General features: G+C 40.8%; 18 protein-coding genes. 8 read left to right on the top strand and 10 right to left on the bottom strand.

Going from position 1 to position 26,591, the window contains the following annotated elements:
• Window positions 1–153 precede the first annotated feature (153 nt).
• The 3 genes from LV85_RS10465 to parS all read right to left on the bottom strand — a co-directional run bounded on the left by LV85_RS10465 (window position 154) and on the right by parS (window position 2,655).
• Window positions 154–1,683, bottom strand: coding sequence for an FG-GAP repeat domain-containing protein (locus LV85_RS10465; protein ID WP_111319101.1), 1,530 nt, complete (start codon window positions 1,681–1,683; stop codon window positions 154–156).
• Window positions 1,684–1,753: 70 nt separating this feature from the next.
• The gene (locus tag LV85_RS10460; RefSeq protein WP_111319099.1) at window positions 1,754–2,206 is read right to left on the bottom strand and encodes an RES family NAD+ phosphorylase; all 453 of its coding nucleotides are present in this window, start codon (window positions 2,204–2,206) and stop codon (window positions 1,754–1,756) included.
• Window positions 2,207–2,208: 2 nt separating this feature from the next.
• Window positions 2,209–2,655 (bottom strand): type II RES/Xre toxin-antitoxin system antitoxin, encoded by a 447-nt coding sequence (gene parS, locus LV85_RS10455; protein ID WP_111319097.1) that lies wholly within the window; start codon window positions 2,653–2,655, stop codon window positions 2,209–2,211.
• 327 nt (window positions 2,656–2,982) lie between these two features.
• On the opposite strand from parS, the gene LV85_RS10450 reads away from it, so the two are divergent.
• From LV85_RS10450 to LV85_RS10440, 3 genes are all read left to right on the top strand, one after another.
• The gene (locus tag LV85_RS10450) at window positions 2,983–3,858 is read left to right on the top strand and encodes a carbon-nitrogen hydrolase (RefSeq protein ID WP_111319095.1); all 876 of its coding nucleotides are present in this window, start codon (window positions 2,983–2,985) and stop codon (window positions 3,856–3,858) included.
• A 5-nt stretch (window positions 3,859–3,863) separates the two neighbouring features.
• Window positions 3,864–4,937 carry an agmatine deiminase family protein gene (locus tag LV85_RS10445; RefSeq protein ID WP_111319348.1) on the top strand — a complete coding sequence of 358 codons (1,074 nt, stop codon included), beginning with the start codon at window positions 3,864–3,866 and terminating at the stop codon, window positions 4,935–4,937.
• A gap of 630 nt (window positions 4,938–5,567) precedes the next feature.
• Window positions 5,568–6,413 (top strand): alpha/beta hydrolase, encoded by an 846-nt coding sequence (locus tag LV85_RS10440; protein WP_111319093.1) that lies wholly within the window; start codon window positions 5,568–5,570, stop codon window positions 6,411–6,413.
• Window positions 6,414–6,634: 221 nt separating this feature from the next.
• Here the strand turns inward: LV85_RS10440 and priA are convergent, their stop codons facing one another.
• From priA to LV85_RS10425, 3 genes are all read right to left on the bottom strand, one after another.
• On the bottom strand, window positions 6,635–9,154 hold the full coding sequence (gene priA, locus LV85_RS10435; protein WP_111319091.1) for a replication restart helicase PriA: 2,520 nt from the start codon (window positions 9,152–9,154) through the stop codon (window positions 6,635–6,637).
• A 3-nt stretch (window positions 9,155–9,157) separates the two neighbouring features.
• Window positions 9,158–11,194, bottom strand: a complete 2,037-nt coding sequence (locus LV85_RS10430) for a thioredoxin domain-containing protein (RefSeq protein ID WP_111319089.1) — start codon at window positions 11,192–11,194, stop codon at window positions 9,158–9,160.
• 178 nt (window positions 11,195–11,372) lie between these two features.
• The gene (locus tag LV85_RS10425; RefSeq protein ID WP_111319087.1) at window positions 11,373–12,341 is read right to left on the bottom strand and encodes a GSCFA domain-containing protein; all 969 of its coding nucleotides are present in this window, start codon (window positions 12,339–12,341) and stop codon (window positions 11,373–11,375) included.
• A gap of 266 nt (window positions 12,342–12,607) precedes the next feature.
• On the opposite strand from LV85_RS10425, the gene LV85_RS10420 reads away from it, so the two are divergent.
• Window positions 12,608–13,117, top strand: coding sequence for an RNA polymerase sigma factor (locus tag LV85_RS10420; protein WP_111319085.1), 510 nt, complete (start codon window positions 12,608–12,610; stop codon window positions 13,115–13,117).
• The gene (locus tag LV85_RS10415) at window positions 13,104–13,697 is read left to right on the top strand and encodes a hypothetical protein (protein ID WP_111319083.1); all 594 of its coding nucleotides are present in this window, start codon (window positions 13,104–13,106) and stop codon (window positions 13,695–13,697) included. Before LV85_RS10420 ends, LV85_RS10415 begins: the two co-directional genes overlap by 14 nt.
• A gap of 91 nt (window positions 13,698–13,788) precedes the next feature.
• Here the strand turns inward: LV85_RS10415 and LV85_RS10410 are convergent, their stop codons facing one another.
• Window positions 13,789–14,541, bottom strand: coding sequence for a DUF1835 domain-containing protein (locus LV85_RS10410; protein ID WP_111319081.1), 753 nt, complete (start codon window positions 14,539–14,541; stop codon window positions 13,789–13,791).
• A 5-nt stretch (window positions 14,542–14,546) separates the two neighbouring features.
• Entirely contained in the window at window positions 14,547–14,963 is a 417-nt protein-coding gene (locus tag LV85_RS10405; RefSeq protein WP_111319079.1) for a DUF1801 domain-containing protein, read from the bottom strand.
• A gap of 193 nt (window positions 14,964–15,156) precedes the next feature.
• Between LV85_RS10405 and LV85_RS10400 the strand changes: the two genes are divergently transcribed.
• The 3 genes from LV85_RS10400 (at window position 15,157) to LV85_RS10390 (ending at window position 22,694) form a co-directional block, all read left to right on the top strand.
• Complete coding sequence (locus LV85_RS10400) at window positions 15,157–17,592, top strand: S9 family peptidase (protein WP_111319077.1); 2,436 nt, start codon at window positions 15,157–15,159, stop codon at window positions 17,590–17,592.
• A gap of 449 nt (window positions 17,593–18,041) precedes the next feature.
• A complete protein-coding gene (locus LV85_RS10395; RefSeq protein ID WP_111319075.1) occupies window positions 18,042–21,182 on the top strand; it encodes a SusC/RagA family TonB-linked outer membrane protein in 3,141 nt (1,046 codons plus the stop codon).
• 12 nt (window positions 21,183–21,194) lie between these two features.
• A complete protein-coding gene (locus LV85_RS10390) occupies window positions 21,195–22,694 on the top strand; it encodes a RagB/SusD family nutrient uptake outer membrane protein (protein WP_111319073.1) in 1,500 nt (499 codons plus the stop codon).
• A gap of 318 nt (window positions 22,695–23,012) precedes the next feature.
• On the opposite strand, the gene LV85_RS10385 is transcribed toward LV85_RS10390, so the two are convergent.
• Both LV85_RS10385 and LV85_RS10380 read right to left on the bottom strand, forming a co-directional pair.
• Window positions 23,013–25,118 (bottom strand): prolyl oligopeptidase family serine peptidase, encoded by a 2,106-nt coding sequence (locus tag LV85_RS10385; RefSeq protein WP_111319071.1) that lies wholly within the window; start codon window positions 25,116–25,118, stop codon window positions 23,013–23,015.
• 149 nt (window positions 25,119–25,267) lie between these two features.
• Window positions 25,268–26,575: a D-alanyl-D-alanine carboxypeptidase gene (locus tag LV85_RS10380; protein ID WP_111319346.1), complete on the bottom strand. Its 1,308-nt coding sequence runs from the start codon at window positions 26,573–26,575 to the stop codon at window positions 25,268–25,270.
• Between the last annotated feature and the right edge of the window lie 16 nt (window positions 26,576–26,591).

The raw sequence follows: 26,591 nt of genomic DNA, 5'->3' as shown, positions 1-26,591 counted from the left end.
GTTTTCAGGTTAGGAATTTAGCAGATTAAATATCTTGCACCTAGGACTTTTGATATAAATGTAACATCACCACAATAGTTAAAATGCTAGGTTTTTCCTTAAACAAGAAAACCACAATTACCGGTGGGGAAATAGTATAACTTTGGGCTGAGCTTAATCATTTTTCCCATTCTTTAAAATTAAGACATTCGGAAGTTCATTTATTCCTTGAATCACTAGTTTGGTGTATTCGAGTGTATTATGCAGGTAGGATCCGAGGACGATATCTTGATCTCCGTCGCCATCTAGATCTCCCACATCCATAGTCATCCATTTTCCCAATGCTGCCTCAGGCATATACTTGGGTTTAAAAGTCATATTTCCTATGTTTTCAAAAAGCAAAAATTGATGCTTAGGATTTTGGAGTTCATCATAAAATGCGATTGTCGCCAAGTCTAAATCTCCGTCTGCATCAAAGTCCACAGCCATGGCCTTGACTGCTCCATATTGTGGGTAAAACCAAGCTTCTTCAAATTTGTCATTTCCCTTGTTTTCATAGATACGATAACCATGATAAGGCTTTGGGACAGATGAGTAATCCCAGTTATCTCCATTGCTATACAGTATGTCCAATTCTCCATCTGCATTTAAGTCTTGCAATTCAAAATAACTGGAGCCCATCACCGGTGAGAATCTCATCAGTATTTTTTCAGCTTGGAATTCACCATTTCCCTGGTTGTAAAAAACAGAGATACGCTCGTTGCCTTGGGAAAAGAGTGCTACGATATCCAATTTTCCGTCCAAGTTGAGATCTACAACTTCAAGTTTTCTAGCACCAGCTCCACCCAGTTGAATGGGATTTGAGCTAAGATTTCCATCTGGATAAATTGAGATATTTCCTCCATGATGGCCATAGTTGCAAAGTAATAAATCCGGTTTCCCGTCCTGTTCCAGGTCTTCCCAGATTCCAAAAACAGGTCTAGGCAAGTCATCCAATACCTGAGTCCAAGAGTCGGAATTCAAATTCATTTCAAAAATAGCACCTTGAGAAAGATCGCTCGGAGCTATTGACCCAATGGAAATAAAATTGTAAACCTTAGGAGCTTTTTTGATTAAAGCGACGGCTGGACTGCTAGCTTGAGGTAGAGTGTAAAGCTCATCGCTAGGAACTTTTACATAGAGCTGATTGGTCGTGGCATCTGCTATAAAAAGCTCCGATGTTTCCTCATTGATTGCAACTAGGCTTGTCTTTGGACTTTGGATCCCCTCTATGAAAAGCTTCTCAGCGGTAAATTTCTGTAAGGGATCTGGGGCTTCTTTTGCTTTTTGAGCAGCTAGTTCTTTTGGAGCTTCAGCACCGTAAAAATCCACGATTGCCTGAAAATCCTCGACACTGATCATATTGGAGCCGGGATAAACCCCTAGCTTCTTACTGATGGCAATCTCCTCCTCAGATTTATTCTCGTAAACACCCAAACTGTCCTGAGCCGTTTTTATCCCCATCATAGCAGCCATCTGTGGGAGAACCTGTTTTCTCCAGATTGTCTTGGGCAAAAGGGAAGGAGCTGGGTAGGCGTGACAGGTGCCACAGTAGCTTTCTGCCAGCACTCTTCCTTTTAGCAGTGATTCATCCTGAGCTCGAGCGGTAAAGCAGAGTAGGAAACCTAGTAAAACTAGAAAGATTGATTTGGTGGTTAGAGACATTTACTGCCTGTGTTATGATTAATTATGAGAAGTTGATTCGTCGTTTGAGGAATCGGAAGTTAAATTACTTTTATTTTATCAACCTCTGATCAAACCGAAACTCAACCTGCTCAATAACTTTCACTCTATGATATTCGGGGTGTCTGCAATTAAGTATGTAATTTCTTGAACTATGAATCACAGAACTTGGTACCTTAAGTGCTATAGACTTATTGGAGTTTATCCAGGCTTCAGCTATTTCTGCTAGAATTGCTGGTGCAGGGTAGTTTGTCCAGTTATCGGGTAAATCTTTTATTTCAATTTCAGAAATTGAATCATCAGGAATATCTAGGGTCAAGATATCCAAAGCTGGAACTATGGCTGGTGGAGTATGTACAACTATTTCGAGCAGTGCTATTTCTATGCTTTCCCCAGTGTAGAGAACAGGCGAACCTTTTCTATTCCAACGACCCCCAAACATCGCCGCACCTGATCCATAAATATCACTAGCATGTTTTTTACCTGCTATTCGATACACCTTCATGATTAACTGTAGACACCATGCTCGATTCTTCCTAAAATATCCCTCACTTTGGATATTCCTCCAGGAATTTCAATTAATTCCTGCGGTTCAATATCTCCCAAGGAAGTGTTAGGAAGGTGTAACCATTTGAAAAAATTTTCTTTGCTCTCAAAAACTTCGATGCCGTACAGGAATAAATCTGCTGCTTCAAGTAATTGAACTGAGCTATTCCTTTTTAAATCTTGCTTTGATTTTAGAAGCCTGTAAAGAGTTGGTTCTGATAAGTTTAAAAGAGTAGCGGTAAAGTTTTTGGAGAGATTGAAATAATCAATGAAATGAATTACAGCATTAGAATTTATGCCTTTGTTCGCAAGGGAAATAAAATCAAAAGGGCTGTCAACTCTATCCTTTAGATTTTCCTTGCCCATTACTTCATGCAATTTCTGGTATCTATCAATAGTCTTTTCCATATTTTATCATTTGATAATATAATTTATCATATGAACGAATGTGCGACAATTATGTTAGAAAATAATATCTTTGGTGTGATTTTTATTTCCGTTGATCCTAGTGGATTGTGTTTTATTTTTCTCTGAAAATCAATTGGTTATATCTAATTATTGAATATTGGTAATTGTGCTATCTGACTTCTTTTTCAAAATGAATCATTTTCACTGTCTTTTAGTTATTGCTACCGTATTTCATCCAGCTTACCGATCCATGAATTTCACATGTTCGGTTTGGGAATGGATGAGCACAAAAGTATCTTTACACCTCATTCATCAAAATGATCTATCGTGGCAAATAAAACTGTAAAAGTTGGCTTAGTCCAGTTGGCATGCTCCTCAGATGTGGCAGAAAATATGACGAAAACCATCGCTGGTGTTCGTGACGCTGCTGCTAAGGGCGCACAGGTTGTAGTATTGCAGGAGCTTTTCCGCTCTTTGTACTTCTGCGACGTGGAAAATTACGAAAATTTTAAATTGGCCGAGGCTATTCCTGGCCCATCTACCGATTCACTTGGCGAGCTAGCCAAAGAACTTGGTGTGGTGATCGTGGCTTCTCTTTTTGAGAAAAGAGCCGAAGGTCTATATCATAATACCACTGCTGTTTTGGATGCAGATGGAGCCTATTTGGGCAAATACAGAAAAATGCACATTCCTGATGATCCGGGGTATTATGAGAAATTTTACTTCACACCAGGTGACTTGGGTTACAAAGTTTTCCCAACCAGATTCGGGAATATTGGTGTGCTGATTTGTTGGGATCAGTGGTATCCGGAAGCGGCAAGAATCACGGCTTTGAAAGGAGCGGATTTCTTGGTGTATCCTACAGCAATCGGCTGGCACAAGGATCAAGATGGACTGACCAACGACGAGCAATATGGCGCTTGGCAGACGATTCAGCGCTCTCATGCTGTTGCTAATGGTATTCCTGTAGTTTCTGTAAATAGAATTGGTATTGAAGGTGATATGAAATTTTGGGGCGGTTCTTTTGTCTCCAATCCTTTCGGAAGAGTGTTATTCAAAGCCTCTCATGACGAGGAACAAGTACATGTGGAAGAACTTGATTTCGCAGGATCTGACCGATACAGAACACACTGGCCTTTCTTGAGAGACCGTAGAATTGATTCATATCAGCCAATAACTAAGCGATACTTGGACGAAGAATAATGAGCATGACAGATATATTTGCTTTAGCCAATTCGGGAGAGAAGACTCCGGCCGAATTAGGCTATTATTTCCCTGCGGAATTTGCACCACATACCGCAACTTGGCTTAGTTGGCCTCACAAAGAAGGCTCGTGGCCGGGCAAATTGGATACGATTTTTGCGCCATACTCCGAGTTCATCAAATACGTGGCACTTGGCGAAATAGTCAATATTAATGTCGCTGATGAGGCGATGAAAGCTTTTGCATTGGCACATTTGGAAAAAGCGGGAGTAAACTTGGCGAATATCCGTTTTCACTTTTTTCCAACAAATGACGCTTGGTGTAGAGATCATGGGCCAGCTTTCCTGATCAATCCAGATGCGGATGTGAAGAAAGTATTGGTTAAATGGAATTACAATGCATGGGGAGAAAAGTATCCGCCGCATGATCTTGATAATGAGATTCCAATCAAAATCGCAAAAGAATTGGGAATTCCATGTTTCAAGCCCGGTATGGTAATGGAAGGTGGTTCTGTTGAGTTTAATGGAAAAGGAACGCTTTTGACTTCAGAAGCCTGTCTACTCAATGAAAATAGAAACCCACATCTCAATCAAGGACAGATTGAACGGTATCTTCAGGATTTTTATGGTGTAAATCAGATTCTCTGGGTAGGCGATGGGATCATCGGTGACGATACCGATGGGCATATTGATGATATTACTCGTTTCGTCAATGAGGATACGGTCTTGACTGTGGTGGAAGAAAATGTAGCAGATGAAAATCACGGGTTGCTTCAGGAGAATTTGGAGCGTCTTCATAAGATGCGTCTGGAAAATGGAAAGCAACTCAACGTGATCGAACTTCCTATGCCAGCTCCAGTGATCTGGGATGATCAGCGACTACCGGCTTCTTATGCCAATTTTTACATTGCAAACCATGCTGTAGTTGTTCCTACGTTCAGAGATAAAAAGGATCAGCAAGCGCTTGATATTATTTCTGGCTGTTTCCCTGATCGCAAAGTAGTGGGAGTAGATTCTACAGATATTATATGGGGCTTGGGTAGTTTTCACTGTCTGAGCCAGCAGGAACCGGCGGTGTAGCCTCATTGCTTCCTTGTATCAGGTCATTGCAAACGCCTTAGGATCGAAGCAATCCAGTAGTTTCTTAGATAGCTTTGTGATGCAGCGTCATTGCGAGGGACGAAGCAATCTCGCTTTAGAATATATATCAGCTTATCGTCATTGCGAGGCACGAAGCAATCATATTAATACAAGCAGATTGCGTCGTCGTACCTCCTCGCAATGACGGATTATAATTTTCACCGCAAATCGTGTCAGTCCGAGTATTAAATATTCCTTGAACATACAAAAATGAAATGACAGTAATTTGGTTTGGAACCATAACGATGGTCACCTTGAGCGAAGTCGAAAGGTTCTCGACTTCGCTCGAACTGACCATCTTTTGATGTCCTCAAATCAATCTGTCATAGGTAGCGAAGTTGAGGACAATAACTTCACTGGCTTATTTTAAGGAGCCTTCGATTTCGAGACTCTCGTCTCTCAAGTGCTCAGGCATACACCGTCATCACTCTTTTGTAAATTCTAAATTTTTCTTACTCGCAATGATGCTAAATTCCGTCAGATTGCTTCGTCGTATCTCCTCGCAATGACGATAATTCTAGTGCAAACCGAATTCACGACTTGCTACGTTTCTATAGAAAACCACTAAATATGTTTAGACTTTTCCCCTTATTTATTTTTACTTTTTTGATAAGCTCGTGCGCTTTTCAATCCCTTCACAGAACCAAAGACATCAACTACATTTCGGCCACAACCCAGGAGGATTTGCCAAATAAAAATCTGGATGTTTACGCGCCTAAAAAGGCCAATAATCTCCCTGTACTCGTGTTTTTCTACGGTGGAAGTTGGGAAAGTGGAAAAAAGGAAATGTATCACTTTCTCGGAAACAGACTGGCTAGAAGGGATGTGATTGTGGTGATTGCTGATTATCCTCTGGCTTCAGACTATCAGATTTCAGCTATGCAAAAATCTGCCTTGGCCGCTGTGAATTGGACGAAGGACAACATTGAAAGCTATGGAGGCAATCCTGATCAGATATTTGTTTCCGGACATTCTGCAGGTGGGCATTTGGCTTCTTTGATTGCAGTGAAGGAGGGAGATTTGGAAGCTTCTGAGAATGGAAAGAAATTGGCAGGTTCTATTTTGATAGACGCTGCAGGTTTGGATATGTATGGGTATCTAGAAGAAACGAGTACCGGAGAAGGCAAGAAGTATCTGAATGCTTTTACCGATGATCCTGCGGTCTGGAAGGAATATTCTTCGATGTACTTCTTGACGGAAGATTTGTCTCCTATGTTGATTTTGGAAGGAGGGAGAACGTATCCCAGCATTCAAGCCAGTAGAGAACGTTTTATGAAGCGGATTGAAGAAAAAGGAATTGATGATGTGACTGTGAAAATCTATCCTAATAAAAAACATATTCCAATGATTACTCAGTTTCTATGGACTGGAGGAAAAGTCTATAAGGATGTGCTGGGGTTTATTGAGGAGAATTGAATTTGTTAATTATCCTCAACTATGCCATTACCCTTAAAATCTTAGCTGTTCAGGCTGGAAGACCGATGACAGAAGAACGAAGTGGCTCTCAGGGTTAATTAAGTTCTGAAATTTGTTCATCTACCTTTCTTTGAATGTTCTCTAACTGTGAAATGAGATTAATCTGTAATCTTCCAATTTTTCAATCTGTTCCGGCGGAGAAGTTCTTCAAATCAATTAATCTAAGAAGGATCCACATCCACCACAAACCTCACGGAGCGAAACTCCGGTCTGGACTTAAGCTCTTCAGTGATTTTCCAGAGGTATTCTTTGAAAATTACTGGAGTATTTCCAGATCGATCCAGCTTGACCAAACTCTCAAATTGATATTGATTCTTTATTCTGGCTATAATGCCTTTTTCGGGGCCAAGCACGATTTTTTTAATAGGAATCTCCGCCATGCCATGATGAAGGTTTAGAGCAGCCTTTTCTGCGACTTTATAATCAGCATGTCGTGTGGTGATCTTTACCAGCTTTACAAAAGGTGGATAGTAGAATTTCTTGCGATCATGAATTTCATGATTGAAAAACTCCAAATAATCGCCCTTTATAACTTGAGCATATATCTGTGTGTCTGGATCTCTAGTTTGCACAATTACTTGGCCTTGCACTTCTCTACGGCCAGCTCTTCCTGCAACTTGGGTGATTTGCTGAAAGGCTCTTTCTCCTGCACGGAAATCAGGGAAATTCAAAATTCTGTCTCCATCCCAAATACCAACTACCGTTACTCTTCCGAAGTCTAGACCTTTGGTTATCATCTGAGTTCCGACTAGAATGTCCAGATTTCCAGATCCAAATTCATCTAATAATCGCTGGTATCCATGTTTGTTTCGGGTTGTATCCAGGTCCATTCTGCCAATTCTAGCTTCAGGAAAAAGTAAACTTAAAGATTCCTCTATTCGCTCAGTTCCCATGCCCATGGTGGTCAGTTGGGTACTTCCACAAGCAGGGCAGGAGCTAGGAGTTTTCTCTTTGTACCCACAATAGTGACAGCGGAGTTCTTCCGAAAATTGATGATATGTTAAACTCACATCACATTGCACACACTGACCCGTCCATCCGCAATCCTCGCACTGGATATAAGGTGAGTAACCTCGACGGTTTTGGAAAATCAAGACTTGTTCTTGCTTCGCCAGTGCGTCCTGGATTCGCTCGCGCAAAATACGAGTCGTATCTAGTTTGAGTAGGTTCTTTCTCTTGTCAGCTGCCATGTCAGCTAAATGAAAATGCGGCATGCTCGCATCTCCAAAACGATGTGTCAATTCAACATAGCCGAATTTGCCTTGGCTGGCATTGAAATAAGATTCAAAAGACGGTGTAGCAGATCCCAGGAGCGTTCTTGCCTGATGAAAATAGGCAAGCATAATCGCAGAATCTCTTGCCTGGAATCTAGGTGCTGGATCAAACTGCTTGTAACTTGACTCATGTTCTTCATCTACGATAATAAGTCCCAAACTGTCGAAGGGCAGGAAAATGGATGATCTCACACCCACCACAAAAGAGAAGCGACCGCTTATAACGCCATTCCAAACTTCCACACGCTCATTATCCGAATACTTGGAATGATAAACTCCCATTTGACTTCCAAATACTTTTTTCAAGCGCGTCACAATCTGAGTAGTAAGAGCGATTTCTGGTAAAAGAAGCAAGACTTGGGAACCGCTATCTAGCACTTCTCGGATCATTTGGATGTAAATCTCAGTCTTTCCACTACCAGTCACCCCATGAAGTAAAACTGATTGTTTGCTTTCAAATTGATGCTTGATCTCCTCGAAAGCAGACTGCTGACTGGTAGAGAGAACTGCTGGTTTGGATTCTGGCTCCTCCTCAGCAAGTCGATTTACGACAACTTTGAAGGATTCAAAAACACCGTTTTTGATGAGTGTTTTCAGTGAACTTTCAGAATCTCCCTCTTCTAGCAAAGTCGCTTTGTCAAGGCCGTTAATGTTCGACTTAGGCAATTGTAGCACTGGCACATCGCGTAAGTATTTTAGGAGAATGGATTCCTGCTTGGCTTTGTTAGACAGAGTTTCAAAAATCTCCTGAAGTGCATTTTTATTCTCGACGATCTCAGGTTTGAGCCTTATTCTAGTTTCTACCTTAGGTGTGTATTTCTCCTGAACTTTCTCAAAAATCAGGATCGCTTCTTTCTTGACCAGGCTTTTGAGAATGGGATGAATACTCTTGATAGAAAGCACTTTTTCGCAGTCATCGTAGGAAAGCTCTGGCTTGGAGTTCAATGCATCTAAGATCATGATCTCCCGATCATCTAATGGGAATTTGCTCGTCTCTCTATCGAAATTAGGGTTCAATTGAACTTTGCTTTCGCTGCTCAATCTCAATCCGGAGGGCAAAGCCGCATGCATGACTTCCCCAATATGACAGAAATAGTATTCGGCCATCCAAACCCAAAAACGAATTTGAAGTGGATTGACACTTGGTGTATCATCTAACACTTCCAAGATTGGCTTGGCCTGATATGCCTGAGGAGGCTTGTTATGTACTTTGCCTATGATTCCAGTAAGGACTTTTTTCTTCCCAAACTGCACAATCACACGAGCACCAAGATTAATCTCAGGCTGCATGGAATATGGAATACTATAGGTGAACATCCTCGGAATCGGAACAGGCAGGATGATATCTGCGAAATTATTTCCGCTTTCGGGTGGGTACAAATCTTGATCTCCAAACAGGCTTTCCAAGGATCAGGCTAAATAGGGGAGTTGTGAAATGGCTTCATCATACGTGCCGACTGGTTTGCGGCAGGCATGATCAAAGCAAACATAAATTAAGGCATTTCCTTGCGGATCGGGTGTCTTATCGGCGAGAATTGCGGCATTTTCTGTCAAACTTTCTGAGTAAGCCAAAATCATATTAGGAGAATAGCTCTGCTGAAATTCCCTAGCCTTGTCCGATGCTCCGCTTCCGACAATTGCAATTTCTGCTGTAGGGACTAGCTTTTCCAAAAATAGATTTGCCCAGTTGCAAAGGAATCCTGGTTCTTTCAGAATAAGTTCTTTCATGCCTCCGAGCATTTTTGACGCGATTTCGGAGTATTTCTCCTCGTAGGTGAAAAGTGACAGGCGATGAAGATTCCTTGCCATAATTGAATTTGAAGCTGGAATCACATTGTCAAAAAGCTCTTTTTTATTAGCAATCAGCTTTTCAGCTTTGGGATTGTTGAAGAAGAAAAAGCCGTCGCTTTCATCGTAAAACTCTGCCAGACAGAAGTCAGTCAATGACCTCGCAAAATCTAACCACCGAGCATCTCCATTTGCTTCAAAAGCCATCATGGATGCTCTGATCACAGCGGCATAATCCTCCAAAAAGCCAGGGGTATATGCGTTTCCATTTTTGTAAGCACGATGTAAAACTCCATCAATCAGTAGTTTTTCCTGAAGGAACTTAAGATTCTTGATTGCCAAATCAAGCATGCTTTTTTCACCCGTAGCATAGTAAGACTGAAACAAACCTGCACTCATCAATGCATTCCAGCCACTTAGGATTTTATCATCTTTCCCTGGATAAATCCGTTGATTTCTCACTTCAAGAAGTTGAGATTTTACTTTTTCCAGCTTGGATTTGAAATCTGATAAATCCATCCCAAACTCTTCAGCGATTGCTTTTTCGTCTTCTGTTTGGAAAAGGATATTTACTCCTTCCTCCCAGTTTCCGCCGGGTTTGAGATTGTACAATTTGCTGAGCCAAGGGAGTTCCTCTGGAATTATATGTTGAAGTTCCTCGTAAGTCCACACGTAGAACTTGCCTTCCACTCCTTCAGAATCTGCATCCTGAGCGGCGTGGAATCCTCCTTCGCCATTTAGCATTTCTGCTTCCAGCCAAGCAACAGTTTCAGTGACTTTTTCCTTGAAAAACTCATCTTTACTCACTTGATAAGCTTTTGCATACAATTCTAGCAGTTGCCCATTGTCGTAAAGCATCTTTTCGAAGTGTGGCGCAAACCACTCTCCATCCACGGAATAGCGAGCAAAGCCACCTCTCAGCTGATCGTAAATCCCGCCCATTCCGATCTTTTTTAAAGTGAAAAAGACCTTTTTGAGCATCGTATCATTCTTGCTGAGAACGGCATAGTCAAGGATGAAATGCCAGATTGCTGGCATGGGGAATTTCGGGACGCGATTCATACCGCCCCATTCTGAATCGAATTGAGCGGTTATTTTAGTGGCAATCTCTGCAAGTTCATCTGGATCCAATTCCTGATTCCCAGCAGAAATCCCATATTTATCTGTTTCCTTTCTATTGAGGCTGTTGCCAAAACCTTCGGCGCTTTCAGCCAGTTGATCTTCATTGTTTTCAAAGGCAGTGGCGATGTTTGATAAAAGTCCTTTCCATTGCTGATTTGGGAAATAAGTGCCGCCATAGAAAGGCTTCTGGTTGGGCATTAGAAAGACATTCAGCGGCCATCCACCTTGCAATCCCATTGCCTGCACAGCATCCATATAGATATTGTCGATGTCTGGACGCTCTTCCCGGTCAATTTTGATGCAAACAAAATGTGCATTCATGATCTCTGCCGTGGCCTCATCTTCGAAACTTTCCCGCTCCATCACATGGCACCAGTGACATGCCGAATATCCTATAGAAACTAGAATCGGTTTGTTTTCGCTAGTGGCTTTTTCCAAGGCTTCAGCTCCCCAAGGCATCCAATCCACAGGATTGTGGGCGTGCTGGAGGAGGTAGGGGGATTGGCTTTCTGAGAGTTTATTGCTGTGTTTTAGCATTTTAGAGTTTGGGCTTGTCACCCTGAGCGAAGTCGAAGGGTTGTAAAGTGGTAAGGTTGTAAAGTTTTGTGGTGGAAAGCTTGATGGTTTGAGATAGAAAATGTTGAGGTTGTAAAATTATATTAACACTGAGTTTCGCCTCGTAAATCGTATTTCGTAATTCGTAAATAAATCATATTTAAAGTTTTTCTTGGACGACAATTATCTCCCTTGAAAAATCAAATTCCTCATTCAATCGTTCCAGCTTTTGAAGAAGATTCTGTAGAAATTTCTTGTGTCCTTCGCTATTAGGATTAAGTGGTCGATGGGAGAGTTCAAGCTTGATTTTTTGAAGTTCCAGGTTTTTTGCCTGAGTTTCAGTAGTGAAATTCGACTTACTCCACTTTTCCCAGATATAATCTTCAGCTTCCTCAGTTGGATGGATCAGGTCTTTTTTGTAAAAACGATAATCGCGTAATTCATCCATCATGACCTCATAAGCTGGAAAATAGGAGACAAAGGAAAATCGGTTTTCCAACTGCGAGCAGAGTACTCGAAGAAAGCTTTTACTCAACTGATTTTCTGGAATTCCATCTTTGATGTGACGGACAGGGCTTACCGTAAGTATGATTTTTAGATTCGGATATACTCTGGAAATATTCCCGAAAATGTGGTTAAAATGTAATTGCATTTCGTCCAATGGGACGAGCTTTTTGCGGAAATTCTTTTGTGGAAGTTTGTGACAATTGGCTACTCTGCCAAAGTCTTCTGTCTGGTAAATCCACGAGGTACCCAAGGTTAGGATAAGATGTGTGCCTGTTTCTAGATATTCTTTGACCTCAGCAAGTTGATGAGCATATTTCTGTTTGAGTTCCTCGGTGGATTCAGCATATAGATCTGAGTGTGCGCCTAGGTAAAAATATACCCCATCCCGTTCAAGAATTCCGTCTTCCTCAAGCTTGTCCTGAAATATGGCATGATCCAGCAGATCGCCCAAAATCATTGGGTGGAAGATTGTTCCAATAGGATTGACTAGGCAATCCATTTTAGCATCAATCATTTTTTGTCCAATGGTCTGGGCAAAGCAGGAGCCCATACTTAGGATTTTGCTCTGATGGGAGATAGGGAATTGTGATTCAGGAATAGTGAATTCGGTGGACCATTGCATACCCGAAATTAATGATTTGTGATGGATTTCGTGTTTTTACCGCAAAGTACACGGAGAGTTACGCAGAGAACGCCAAGGATTATTTTAGCAGTTCATTAGTCGTTGTCCTGCTTCTCCAGAAGCTGGACTTTTTTGTACGCTGTCGTTCGTGTGCTCTGTGCTCCACGAACGGTTCTTCTGCAAGTATTTTATTATTTTCTAAAAATTTTTCAACAATTCTGTGATTTTTCTCGAAGATCATAGACTAATGGAGTAAATGAAATCAAATGAGTAAAGAGGAAGCGTTCGTCAATCTTATCCATCAAAATCAGGGTCTGATCTACAAGATCGCAACGATCTATGCGAAGGAAAAAGCCGAACAGGATGATTTGTATCAGGAGATCGTGTACCAGACCTGGAAGTCTTTTGATCACTTCAAAAAAGCTTCGAAGCCGAGCACTTGGCTCTATAGGGTCGGGATGAACACGGCTATTACGCATTTGAATAAGTCCAAAAAGCAATTGAGTATGCTGCCTTTTGATCAGGTGACTATTCAATTTACTGAGTCAAATGATTCGGAGAAAGAGGAGAAAATCCAGTTGCTCTACACTCAGATTAGAAAATTGAACCTGCTGGATCGTGGAATTATCTTTCTCTTTTTGGAAGAAAAGACCTACGAAGAAATCGCCGAGATATCCGGAATCTCTGTAAGCAATGTAGGTACAAGAATGTCTAGAATCAGGCAAAAGCTTAAATCAGAAATGAATCCTAAATCTACTACAGATGGAACTCGATGAAATGAAATCACTTTGGGCAGATCTAAGTCTGCAGGTGGAAAAACAAGATAAAATCCAAAAAGAACTACTTATGGAAATCACTAAGAAAAAATTCAGAAGTAAGCTTAATGCCATTAGAATCCCAGAAATCATTGGTTCGTTATTTTGCGTGGGCTATGCCATGTATTTACTTTCCCATTTTTCAGATTTTGAACTTTGGTACAACCAAATATTCGCACTGATAAGCATATTCATTCTGCTAGCACTTCCTACCGCTAGCCTATCTGCAATAAATGGAATGAGAAATTTGAAAGTTGAATCAGAGTCTCCTTCAAAAATTCTGGAGGAATTCTTATTAAGTAAGCAGAGGTTTTTAAAAGTGCAGAGATATTCAATTGTTCTTGGCGGAATCCTAATGCTTGCCTTGATTTCACCAATAGCTGAGTTGAACGGCTCTATTGAGAAGATCTCTAACCCTATTTTCTGGCTTTTTTACTTGATTATAGGCCCAGTATTTATGTATATACTCAGTAAGTGGGCCTATAAAAAGTATAAGGGGACAATTGATTCCTCTGAGAAAATGCTTCAAGAATTAGAATAAGTAAAGTTAGGAAGGTCAGACTGAGCGAAGTCGAAGTCAATTTTACTTTATTAAATATCATTTGACTTCGCTCTATGTGACTCGTCCCTGTTTACTTATTTTTAACTTCTTCTTTTTTCAATTCTTCCCAAAGTCTTTTCACTTGCAAATCACCGTAGCCATAAATAGCATATTTCACATGAAATGCCCGAAAGATTTTCCCGAAGTCATCTGTTCCTAATTGAGCAGCAATATCTTTCATCGCTTCTTTTGGCTTGCCTAGATAATCTCCATGCGGAATAGAATCCTTCCAAGCTTGGACAGCAGGGTATAGAAAAGGTAACTCAGGACTGACTTGCTTTGAAAGTGTAAGTGCCTCAGCTACATCAGCTCTTTGATAAATATCCCACATATCAGACAAAATATGACGCTCATTAGGAGTAAGTGGCTTTGCATCCCGGTAGGCTTGCTCTAGCTGAAGTTCATTCATTCCTCCAAAACCTTCGATTAGATCCGTGGTAGGATTGATCAGATAAAGTTGACCTTTATGATGTTTCAGAAGGTTTACCACAAACCATAAATTAACCTGACAAAACAGATCATTTTCAAACCAAAGGTAGACCTGCGTGGCCGCAGTGGCTGTTAGGATTTTCTCAAATTCAGGGACTACATTCGTGTTGTAATCCGTTACAGAAGCTTCTGGGTAAGTTTTAGATAAATAATTAGCACGAATAACTGCGAGTTCATCGACAGTTTCAGCATTCACTGGACCATCCACTAGGCATTCGCGGATAATAGCAATATTGCCAGAAATACTGGCTGGAAATGAGGATGCTAACGAATCACCATTTAAAACATGTAGCATAATTATTATTGGTTTTTTGATTGGACTAAATTTATGGAAGTACGGATCATTTCCCTAAAAATATCTTCATCAACATCGGATAATTTTTTAATGTAAAGACATCCTTTGGATTTTTTATGTTTACCCAATTTTGCCAGAAAAGGTTCCAAATCAGCATTCCCAAGCATTATGTAGACGGATATGGATTGTTTTCTTGGCGCGAAACCAACTGGAAACCAGTCCATTTCTTTGCCCGAGGGGTATTTGAATTTGTATTTCCCAAATCCCACTATGCTTGGGCCCCAAAGCACTGGTTCTTCACCCGTTTCTTCTTTGAAAATCTTAAGGAGCTTCAATCCATCAGCCTTTCGTGTTGCCTGTTCTATGCTATTCAGGAAATCTTCGACGGATTCAGTTGTGGCTTTGGTTTTTAGTTCGGACATGAGCGTCTTTTGTTGTAGGTTATGGGTAGAGAGGTTAGCGTTGTACTATTTCATAAACCAAATTTGAAACTACCTATTCTTTTTCTGATTAATAGGATTATCTGCTGTTGAAACAATATTTTAGCCTTTTATCTGAATTTGATGAAGCTTATAGATTGTTTACATTATTTTAGGTTAACCAAAATATAACACAATGAAATTAAGAGCTACACTATTATTTGCTTTTCTGATTCTTCTCGGATTTTTTGAGGCGGAAGTTTCGGCGCAAAGTACTTACCAAACTCCTCCCAAATCAATTTCAGATTTGGTAAATGCACCAAGCACTCCTTCTGTTCGATTTAGCAAAGAGGGAGACTGGATGCTGCTGATGGAGAGATCAGACAATCCAAGTATTGAGGTTTTGTCTCAGCCTGAATTGAAAATTGCTGGTATGCGGATCAATCCTGCTACCTCTGGACCAAGTCGTCAGATTGGTGTTGAAAATATTAAAATTAAGAAAACGCAATCTGGGGAAGAAGTTCAGATTACTGGATTGCCGACGCAGCCAAATATGGGTGGAATTAGATTTTCGCATGATGAGAAATATATGGTGTTCACGCAGACTGAGGCAGATGGAATTAGCCTTTGGCTGGTTGATTTGAATACTAATTCTGCGAAAAAACTAACAGATAAGATTGTAAATGATGTCTATGGGAATTCGGTCCTATGGACTCCTGACAATAAATTGCTAGTGAAAGCAGTCAACCCATCACGCGGGTCAATTCCAGTAAAGCCATCAGCTCCTGCTGGACCTATTATTCAAGAAACTACTGGAGAGGCGGCGCCGAACAGAACCTATCAAGATTTACTGGAGAATCCTTATGATGAGACGCTCTTTGCTTATTTTATGGATTCACAGTTGATGGAAATTGATCTAGAGGGGAATCAAAAACCAATAGGCCAAAATGGAATGATTAAATCATTGGATCTTTCTCCAGATGGGAATTACTTAATGGTTGATTTGATCAAGAAGCCATTTTCTTATTTGGTTCCAGCGAATAGATTCCCTTATGATGTAGAGATCTGGTCAAGAGCAGGGAAGAAGGTGAAAACCTTGGTGCAAATCGAATTAGATGAAAATAGACCGACAGGTTTTGATGCTACTGTTACTGGTCCACGATACATTAGCTGGAGAGCCGATAAGCCAGCGGTACTGTATTGGGTAGAAGCTCAAGATGGAGGAGATGCGCGTGTGGATATAGCAGAGCGTGAGATTGTTTATACTTTGGCAGCACCTTTCTCTGGTTCCAAGCAAAAATTGGCTACATCAGCTTACCGGTTTGCAGGGATAGACTGGTCGGATGATACATTTGCCATTATGAGCGAGCGCTGGTCTAGAACTAGAAGGGATATTAGGTCAGTCATTAATCCATCCAATCCTTCACAGGCTAAGCAAGTCATTATAGATCGTTCTTCAGATGATTTGTACAATGACCCAGGAGATCCCGTGATGGAGGAAAATGAATACGGTGAAAATGTGATCCTAAGAAAAGGAGATTTGGTGTATATGACCAGCCCAGGAGGTTCTCCAGAAGGGAATATGCCTTATTTGTCAACCTTTAATGTCAAGACTAAGGAGGAAAACATACTTTGGAGGTCTCAGGCTCCGTACTATGAGCGTGTTGCCAAGGTGCTCAATGATGATGCTTCGGAGTTTATCACAATCAAAGAGAGCACTGATATTCAGCCGAACTACTGGTTGGTGAATACGAAAAAGAGAATGGCTCCTCGCCAATTGACCAATTTTGACAATCCTTATGAATCTATTAAGGGGATTCAAAAGCAATTAGTTACCTATAAAAGGAACGATGGGTTGAATCTATCTGCGGTGATTTATACTCCAGAGGGTTTTGAGCCAGGAAAAGATGCGCCTTTACCGGTGCTGATGTGGGCATATCCTAGAGAGTATAAGTCCAAAGAGGTAGCTGCACAGGTAAGAGGTTCACAATATGCTTTTACACGTGTAAGTTATGGTTCCCCTCTTTTCTGGGTGACTAGGGGATATGCGATTATGGATAGAACGGAGATGCCGATTGTAGGAGAAGGAGATAAAGAACCAAATGATTACTTTATTGATCAGCTAGTAGCAAATGCCGAAGCAGCCATTGATGAAATTGTTGATCTTGGTATTGGCGACCGCAATAGAATAGCTGTAGGTGGCCACTCTTATGGGGCGTTTATGACTGCAAATCTACTTTCGCATACTAATCTTTTTGCGGCAGGTATCGCCAGAAGTGGTGCGTATAATAGAACACTGACACCATTTGGATTCCAGTATGAGCAGCGAACCTATTGGGAGGCTCCAGAAGTTTACTTCAACATGTCGCCATTCTCCTTTGCGCACAAGGTAGAAACTCCAATTTTGCTTATTCATGGACAGGCAGATAATAACTCAGGGACATTCCCTATACAGTCTGAACGCTATTATAATGCCTTGAAAGGTCATGGTGCTACAGCTAGATTGGTTTTCTTACCGAATGAAAGCCATGGTTATTCTGCGAAGGAGTCTATCAATCACATGCTCTGGGAAATGGATACCTGGTTAGAAAAGTATGTGAAAAATATAAATGAGCTGGAAAAAACCAATTAATTAATCGTTGAAACAGATTGTTACAAGCCTCCATTTATTAGGAAGAATAGGTAAATGGAGGCTTGTTTTTTGTTCTTGAAAAGCTTGAGAAGCTACCTATTGTTTTTGGGTTTCAAATCGGATATTTCTTTAAATAGGGCATTTATTCATATTAAATGATTGAATAATCATAATTGATGTTAAATTTACGTTAGTATAACCCAGATATAAAGAGAAAAACATGTCCGATTTCGAAAAACTGGTTTATTCACTTTTGGCCATTTCGAGGTTAGACACTATTTAAAGAAGGATTTTGAAAAATGATTTCGACAGTTGAAACTAATAAGTATTGCTATCTAAAATCTCTATTTTCTAAGGAGTTGCAATAAAAAAAAGCACATATAATTCAATATCTAAAGAAAATGCAACCCCAAGGTGGGGCTGTGCTTGTAAACAATTAATTAAAACTTATGAAGAAAACATTACTCAGTTTGCTCTTTGGACTACTGATGACCAGTACGGTGTTTGCTCAGCAGCGTACCATATCTGGTAGGGTAGTCGCAGATGAAGAGCCCGATGGACTCATTGGGGTCAACATTTTAGTAAAAGGAACTAGTACAGGTGTGATTACTGATCTAGATGGTTATTACAACTTAGAAGTTCCTGACGGTGCCACTACTTTGGTCTTTAGCTACATTGGCTATTTGAGCAAGGAAGAGGTTATTGGAAACAGATCTGAGATCAATGTGACATTAACTCCTGATGCGCAAAATTTGCAGGAAGTTGTGATCACGGCTTACGGTGGTACTGTTGATAAAGGAAACTTTACCGGTTCTGCAGTTTCATTGAAAGGTGATAAGATTGCTGATAGACCTATCAATAATGTGGTAAACGCTATCGAAGGTCAAGCTCCTGGTGTGATTACTACTTCTGCTTCAGGACAACCTGGCGCTACTCCTGCTGTTAGGATTCGTGGGGTAGGTTCTGTGAACTCTTCCTCTTCTCCATTATATGTAGTAGATGGAGTTCCATATGATGGAGATCTTTCTAACCTAAACCCATCTGATATTGCGGACATGACCATCCTCAAGGATGCATCTTCTTCTGCTTTATATGGTGCTCGTGCTGCGAATGGGGTGATCATGATTACTACCAAAACTGGTAAAAAGAATGAGCCTACTTTCAACTTGAAGATTCAGCAAGGTTTTTCAGGGAGAGCTCTTCCTGAGTATGACCGTGTAAACCCAGATCAATACTATCCTTTAGTTTGGGAATCTCTGAACAATAGTAGGCTTGGTGCTGGTAATTCTCCAGCTGAGGCAGCTGAGTATGCCTCTACCAATTTGATCGATAATGTACTGAAGTACAATATCTACAATGTTCCTGATGATCAAGTTGTTGGTTTAGACGGAACATTGAATTCAAGCGCAGTCAACAACTTTGAAGGTTTGGATTGGTTCGATTACCTTCAAAGAAGAGGGGATCGTAAAGAGTATAATTTGACCTATTCTGGTGGTTCTGAAAAGACAGATTTCTATACTTCTTTCAACTACTTGAATGAAAAAGGGTTTGTGATTCAGTCTGATATAGAAAGATTCACGGCTAGAGTAAATGTAAATACGCAAGCAACTAAGTGGTTAAAGACTGGATTGAACCTATCTGCTACCATGAGCGAGGGAAACAACTCTAGATCTACAGGTAGCTCTAGTTATGTGAACCCATTCTTCTTTGCTAGAAATATAGGTCCAATCTATCCAGTATATGCTCAGAACATGCAAACTGGCGGATACATACTTGACGAAAATGGAGATAAGATCTATGACACGGGAGACTTATCTGCTCTAGGACTTCCTAGTAGAGGTGCAGATGCATCTGCCGGTCGTCATGCTGTTCAAGAAACACTACTTAATGTAGATTCTTTCGACAGAGATGTGATTTCAGGTAGAGCATATGTAGAGGCCACCTTCCTAAGGGATTTTACTATCAGAACAAACATTTCCACTGATATGACATCCTTATTGGATGTGGGTTATGATAACCAAATCGTAGGTGATGGAGCTCCTGCTGGTAGAACCAACAGGTCGAATATCAGAACTAATTCTCTAACATTTAACCAGATCTTGTCTTATAATAGAGTATTCCAGGAGAAGCACTTTGTAGAAGCTTTAGTTGGTCATGAGAATTATGATTACCAAGTAGAAAGACAATACATTGCTAAGCAAGATCAGATTGTGGCAGGTAATATTGAGCCTGACAACTTCGTGACGATTAACTCTGCTACCGGTAGAACTGACGTGGATAGAATTGAATCTTACTTCTCTAGAGTAAATTATGTTTATGACGATAAGTACTCTTTTTCTGCTTCCTTCAGAAGAGATGGTTCTTCAAGATTCTATAAGGATGTAAGATGGGGTAACTTCTTCTCAGTAGGTGGAGCCTGGACAATTGATCAGGAGAATTTCTTCAACTCTAGCTTTATTCAATTGTTGAAGTTGAGAGCTTCTTATGGTCAGGTAGGTAATAATAATGTTAGTGGATTTTATCCATGGCAGGCATTGTATGACCTTGGAAATAACAATGGGCCTGAGCCAGGAATCTTGCAAGCTTCTTTAGCAGCGAGAGAACTTCTTTGGGAATCAAATAATACGTTCGATATAGGAGTTGATTTTGCTTTCGGCAATAGATTCCAAGGTACACTTGAATACTTTAACCGAGTTTCTGAAAACTTGCTGTTTGAAGTTCCTTTGTCATTGACAACCGGTCTTGAAAGTAGGTTCCAGAACATCGGTACCATGTCCAATCAAGGTATAGAATTCAGCATTGCTGGAGATGTGGTAAGATCAGGTGATTTCAAATGGAATGTAGGATTGAACGTATCTACGTTTGACAATGAATTCAAGAAGCTTCCTTTTGAAGAGCAGATCAATGGAACAAAGAAATATGAAGTTGGTAGTTCTATCTATGACTTCTGGTTGAGAGACTGGTATGGCGTAGATCCTGACACTGGAGACGGATTATTCCGTGCTGAAGAATTTGACGAAGATGATAATGATATCCGTATCGTAGGTTCAGATACACTAACAGTAGATCAAGGGAATGCTAGATTCCATTATGCTGGATCTGCTATTCCTGATTTCTTTGGTGGTTTGACCAATACGTTCACTTATAAAGGATTTTCATTAAGTGTCTTAATGAGTTTCTCTGTAGGTGGAGATATCTACGATGGTATTTACGGTGGATTAATGGATGCTGCTACTGAAGGTGGTGCATTGCATACTGATATCTTGAATAGATGGCAACAACCAGGTGATATCACTGATGTTCCAAAGATGGATGTAACTGGAGCTGCAAATACTAATGTGGCCTCCGATCGTTGGCTGACTTCCGCTTCTTATCTGAACTTCCGTTCTGTGAATGTTTCTTACACATTCCCTAAAGAGTTTTTGAAAAGAATCAAAGTGAAGCATGCTACGCTTTATTTAGCTGGTGAAAACCTAGGTTGGATGTCATCTAGACAGGGTATGTATGTGTCTGGTACTTTCAACGGTACTACTTCAAACACATATACTCCAGCTAGATCTTTCACTCTGGGACTTAATTTGAACCTGTAATTTAGAATGACGATGAAAAAACATATTAATAAAATATTTATAGTGGTAGCACTTTTCGTCAGTACTAGTTGTGCGGACGATTACTTAGATACTACTCCGACAGATGCAGTAGGTGTAGAAGAGACATTTGAATCCACTCAGAATGCCATGGCCGCATTAAATGGTATTCACAGAATGCTATTGTTGCGTTTTGATAGTCAGGGCCAGCCTGCAGAAAGTGGTGTGATGATCATGCGTGATGTAATGTCTGATGACGTAGTGTTCACTACTACTGGTAACGGTTGGTTTGTGTCTATGTCTAGATGGTTGACTCACTCTAATGAAAATGCAGGTGATGTACGTTTTGTTTGGAGATATTACTATAAAGTAATAGGTAACGCGAACATGATCATCGCTAATATAGATGAGGCGGAAGGTGCCCAGCAAGAAAGAGATGAAATCAAAGGTCAAGCATTGGCCTATAGAGCTTGGGCTCATTTGAATCTAGTGCAGCTATTTGCTGAGCGCTATGATGCATCTGGGGCTAATTCTCAATTGGGTGTACCTATCGTTTTAGAGCCGATCACTGAAGGTGGTGCTAGAAATACGGTAGCTGAGGTTTATGCTCAAGTAAATACTGATTTGGCTGCTGCTGCAAATTTATTGGAGCCACTAGGTGGATCTAGAAATGCTAAATCTCACTTGAATATTAACGTAGTAAAAGGTATTCAGGCACGTGTAGCAATGATCGAAGAAGATTACTCTACTGCTGCTCGGTTAGCAGGGGAAGCTCGCGAAGGATTTGACTTGATGTCTGAGTCTGAGCTTTATGAAGGATTCAATAATATAGATAATTCGGAATGGATCTGGGGCAGTTTTCAGCAAGATGATCAGCAGACTTTCTTTGCATCGTACTTCGCTTATATGTCTTTGAATTTCTCTTCAACTAATATTAGATCTAATCCAAAGGCGATAAACTCAAGTCTTTATGATATGATTCCAGATTCAGATTACAGAAAAGGACTTTGGGACCCAAATGCATCTGATCCAGATATGCGAGATCCATTTATCGATGAGGCGACATTGTCAAGTTTTTCAAAGCGAGATTACATGAATCGTAAGTTTCTTGCACAGGGTAATGCATCATCTGTAGGTGATGTTCCTTACATGAGAGCAGCAGAAATGTACTTGAACGAGGCTGAAGCTTTAGCTAGATCTGGTAATGACGCACAGGCTGCGCAAGTTTTGTATGATTTTGTTTCAGAGAGAGACCCAGATTACGCTATGTCTTCTAATACAGGTTCAGATCTTGTTGATGAGATAATGATCCAGAGAAGAATAGAATTATGGGGCGAAGGTTTCAGATTTTATGATTTGAAGAGATTAAACCTTCCGTTGGATAGAACTGGAGCTAATTTCGTAGAGTCAGTGATTAACGGGAAATACACTGAGGCAGCTGGTACAGATAACTGGCAGTGGCAGATTCCAATTGACGAAATGAATGCTAATGATAATATGGTTCAAAATCCTTAAGGATTATTGATCAAAGTAAAGCCCGGGGAAAATTTTATTCCTCGGGCTTTTTTTGTGGTTCGGCAAGCCATCCCTTCGGGAGGCAGGCTCACCAACCGTGGTTCGACATGCTCACCAACCGTGGTTCGACAATAGAAATTCGTCGGTTTATTGAGGTCTAGAACAGATAGACAGTCCTGATGGCAATGGCTAGTATAGAGCTAAGATTACTTTTATAGGCTCAGAAATAGCTCGAAATTATAGTTCATAAAATTCGATCGGCAATCCATCTGGGGCATCGATAAAGAAACATCTCATTACAGTTTGATCATGGATGCCTTAGTCCATCAAATGTCTTTTCAGAAAGTCAGCAGTTGCTTGGTCTACTCGGATCATATTGGACCATTTCATCCAGTGATGGGTATCTCCTGGAATAAGTATTGACTCATAGGGCTTTCCTAATTCCTCAAACCTTCGGATGAGATCGGCAGTTTGGCTGACAGAGACATTTCGGTCGTCATCGGAATGAATAAAAAGAACTGGGGAAGTCCAAGTTTTGAGATCGGCCATTGGGGAAGATTCCCAAGCTATTTTCTTGGCCTTTTCATAATCTGCAGCCACCTCGTAGGTTTCTGGTAAATCATACCTGCCATCCAGATCATGCACACCGTGAATATCCACGCCTACTTTGAATAAATTTGAATCTCTGGCTAGTGCCAAAGCGGTCAAATATCCTCCGTAACTGCCACCATAAATCCCAATTTTTTCACCATTGACTTGTGGCAAATTGGCAAGAAATTCACCTCCAGCTTTGATGTCCTGGTATTCTACCGCCCCTTGATAATAGCCATAGGCTGGTCGGTGGAATTCATAACCATAACCAATGCCCAGGCGGTAGTTAACAGATAAAACTACGAACCCGAGTTCTGCTAAATATTGGTTAAGTGCATAGGTGTTGGAGTAATAGTCCATATAGCTCCAACCCAAAAGCATCTGGCGTTGTGGTCCGCCGTGTGCGAAAATAATCCCAGGTTTATTTGAAGATCCGTCTTCCTTTTCAAATACTTGCCCATAGACCGTCGTACCATCTGGCGCAGTAAACTTCACTTGTTTAGGTACTACTAGGGAAGCCTGGGGGAAATCGCTAGGGATAATGGATTCTTGCAATAGTTTGGTGTTTGCACCATCATTGACAGCTATCAAATGTGAACGCCTTGCAGTAGCTGAGAAATATGCTTTTTTATCTTGATCTCCTAACCAAACAGGATAAGCTTCTATGCCTTCACCTTCAGTTTCCCAAGACAGTTGTGCAGTCGAAATAGTAATGGAGCCAATATGTCTTCTGTCCAAATCTTCTGGAGTATTGCCTGTATTTGCAGCGAAAATCAACCTTTTTCGATCAGGACTAATTTTGATTTGCTCCACCATATAGTCACCAGGGGTCAGCAGCTTAGTATTGCCGGAGCCTACATCTAGGTGATAGAGGTGCTGCCAGCCATCTTCATAGGACTGGAAAACCAAATTACCATCTGCAGAGAATGAAAAGAATGGATAAGCATAAGAGCCTCGCAGGGTTTCTGCTGCTTTCCAAAGCTTTTTGCCTTTTCCAGAAAATGCATCAGCGATCCAGATCTCCCAAGGATTGTGTCTTGGCTCTAACACTGGAAATGCGGCGCCTTTTCCTCCTTGAAGTCTGATGAATGCGATTTGATTTCCTTCAGGCGACCATTGGGGGAGTACATCTCTATGAAATGAAGGAGAAACCCATTGGATAGGAGAAGTGTCATTTTGGTAGATCCCTACCAAGGAATGAGAGCCACGATTCGAGACAAATGCCAGCTTAGTCCCATCGGGTGAATACTGTGCAGTATTTACATTACCTTTTACTTCAAACAACTGGCTAGGTTTGGCTGAGCTATCTAAGTCCAGCGTCCAGATTTGCCCAGCTTTGAGAAAGCCCAATTGATGCGGATAACCCACAAAAGGATCATCTCCTTCGATAATAGCTTCCGTTTGACCAGTAGAAAGATTGATTTTCCAAATTTCAACTTTAGGGAGTTTTGGAAGATTTTGAGCATTCACAGTAGAGGAAGCATTTCCACCACCATGATCTCCGCCACGGACGAAGATCAGCCATTTTCCATCTGGAGTGAATTGCAAACTGCTTATCTCCTGTCCGTCATCTTCGTTGAATTGAGTCAGTTTTTTAGGATCAAAAGCGGGTCCCTCTGCGAAATACACATTTCGTTTGCCTTGCTCATTCATTGCCCAGGCAATTTTCTCACCAGTAGGAGAGGAAGTGAGTTCTGAGGGGAAACTGAATTTCCCAACTTGCTCCATGGTGAAGGATTGGCCTCGAACTGTTTGAGGTAAGAGATAAATAGCGAGTACTAAACAGTAAGCAAGGAGTATAGCGATAGTTTTGTATCGAGTAAATGTTTTCATAGGCCTTAACTGGTTGGTGGTTTAGGATTTTAACTCGTATTCTAGAACCTTATATAGCTCAAATGCAAGAGAGTCTGTGACAGGTTCTTACAAGATAGCACCAATTTCAGGTGAATATTCTGCATAAATAGTTGAGTTGCTTTATACCCTTAATACTTATCATGTATGATATAAAGCACTTTAGTTAACTCAGTTTTCAATTCACTTCCAGAAATAGGATAGTTATTCATCAGACAGGAAAAGTGAAGGATTTTGCCGCTTTTTGTTATTAAATAGCCGCTGAGCGCATTGCTCATCGATAGTGTTCCTGTTTTGGCATAGATGTAAGGTGGCTCGCCTGGGTCAGAAGGGTACCAGTTTCGAATCGTACCTGATTCACCACCTGCCGGGAAATAGGCTTTGATTTTTTCAATGGGCACTTCTGTCCGGATCTTAGCCAGTAATGCTATGATAGATCTAGGCGTGAACATGTTTTTGGAAGAAAGTCCTGATCCATCTACCCAAATAGGTTCGTCGGGCAAGTCTGCTAACAGGTTTTCTTTGGCATAAGCAATGGCGTCAGATGTGCTGAGTTTGTTGTCCAGCTGATCAGAAACTAATAGCAATAACTGCTCGGCAAGGAAGTTGTCTGAGATTTTCATCATCTGGGAATAGATACTGTCAGCAGCAGCAGTGAGTAATTTCTTCGGTTCTTCTGAGAAGTAACTTGGGTTTTTGATTACAGTTACACTTTTCTCCAGTTCTTCAGAAAGCAGCTTGGCAGCAAAGTCTGATGATGTAATAAAGGGTATATCTGTCTCGAATCGTTTGTCAGTAGCCTCAGATGTCACAAAGTACTTGAAGTTGTTTGCTAAGTGATCTCTTTTGAAACTTGAGCTAGCAGTACCTCTAGGCTCAGAGAGCACCATGTTCGCTTCAAAGCGTGGGGGATAGATCGTGAAGGTTGAATCTCCTTCCTCTTTGGCAAAACGTACTATATCACCATAGATAGGCAAGGAAGAACGTTCTGCTGCGTAATAGGCATTATACCAATCCCAACCCCAACCTGGTCCAAATGCATTTACCTGATCAAAGTTGTCGAGTAGGTACAGCTTTTTATCCTGACTTTTCAGGAAATCAATTGCCTTGGTGTTTTTTAGGTCTGGGTGTAATAAACTTGGATCACCAGTGCCCCAAAAGATAAGCGAATCGCCCTTTTCTATGTAGTTTAAGCCATTTACCAAACTGTCTCCTAGAAGAGTATAGGAAGTGTAGAAGGTGAAGAGTTTGGTGTTAGAAGCTGGGATAAAATATTTGTCTGAATTGATATCTACCAATACCTTATCTGCAACAGGATCGACTAGCATAAAGCCCAAATGTCCTTGATTAAAAACATCTGATTTGGTGAGGGATTTGTTGATTTTCTGAACTGTACAGGAAGAGCATATCAGGATGATCAAGAGTAAGTGGTTTCTCATAGGATTCATTTTAAGA

The sequence above is a fragment of the Algoriphagus chordae genome (genome assembly GCF_003254055.1).
In the GTDB taxonomy this organism is placed as follows: Bacteria; Bacteroidota; Bacteroidia; order Cytophagales; family Cyclobacteriaceae; genus Algoriphagus; species Algoriphagus chordae.
The sequence above is the reverse complement of the archived record's forward strand: the minus strand, read 5'-3'. Positions and strand labels throughout refer to the sequence as shown.

Coding starts and splice junctions, on each gene's coding strand:
- LV85_RS10465 (WP_111319101.1), bottom strand. CDS start 1,683: ATGTCTCTAACCACCAAATCAATCTTTCTAGTTTTACTAGGTTTCCTA.
- LV85_RS10460 (WP_111319099.1), bottom strand. CDS start 2,206: ATGAAGGTGTATCGAATAGCAGGTAAAAAACATGCTAGTGATATTTAT.
- parS (WP_111319097.1), bottom strand. CDS start 2,655: ATGGAAAAGACTATTGATAGATACCAGAAATTGCATGAAGTAATGGGC.
- LV85_RS10445 (WP_111319348.1), top strand. CDS start 3,864: ATGACAGATATATTTGCTTTAGCCAATTCGGGAGAGAAGACTCCGGCC.
- LV85_RS10440 (WP_111319093.1), top strand. CDS start 5,568: ATGTTTAGACTTTTCCCCTTATTTATTTTTACTTTTTTGATAAGCTCG.
- LV85_RS10430 (WP_111319089.1), bottom strand. CDS start 11,194: ATGCTAAAACACAGCAATAAACTCTCAGAAAGCCAATCCCCCTACCTC.
- LV85_RS10425 (WP_111319087.1), bottom strand. CDS start 12,341: ATGCAATGGTCCACCGAATTCACTATTCCTGAATCACAATTCCCTATC.
- LV85_RS10420 (WP_111319085.1), top strand. CDS start 12,608: ATGAGTAAAGAGGAAGCGTTCGTCAATCTTATCCATCAAAATCAGGGT.
- LV85_RS10415 (WP_111319083.1), top strand. CDS start 13,104: ATGGAACTCGATGAAATGAAATCACTTTGGGCAGATCTAAGTCTGCAG.
- LV85_RS10410 (WP_111319081.1), bottom strand. CDS start 14,541: ATGCTACATGTTTTAAATGGTGATTCGTTAGCATCCTCATTTCCAGCC.
- LV85_RS10405 (WP_111319079.1), bottom strand. CDS start 14,963: ATGTCCGAACTAAAAACCAAAGCCACAACTGAATCCGTCGAAGATTTC.
- LV85_RS10400 (WP_111319077.1), top strand. CDS start 15,157: ATGAAATTAAGAGCTACACTATTATTTGCTTTTCTGATTCTTCTCGGA.
- LV85_RS10395 (WP_111319075.1), top strand. CDS start 18,042: ATGAAGAAAACATTACTCAGTTTGCTCTTTGGACTACTGATGACCAGT.
- LV85_RS10390 (WP_111319073.1), top strand. CDS start 21,195: ATGAAAAAACATATTAATAAAATATTTATAGTGGTAGCACTTTTCGTC.
- LV85_RS10385 (WP_111319071.1), bottom strand. CDS start 25,118: ATGAAAACATTTACTCGATACAAAACTATCGCTATACTCCTTGCTTAC.
- LV85_RS10380 (WP_111319346.1), bottom strand. CDS start 26,575: ATGAGAAACCACTTACTCTTGATCATCCTGATATGCTCTTCCTGTACA.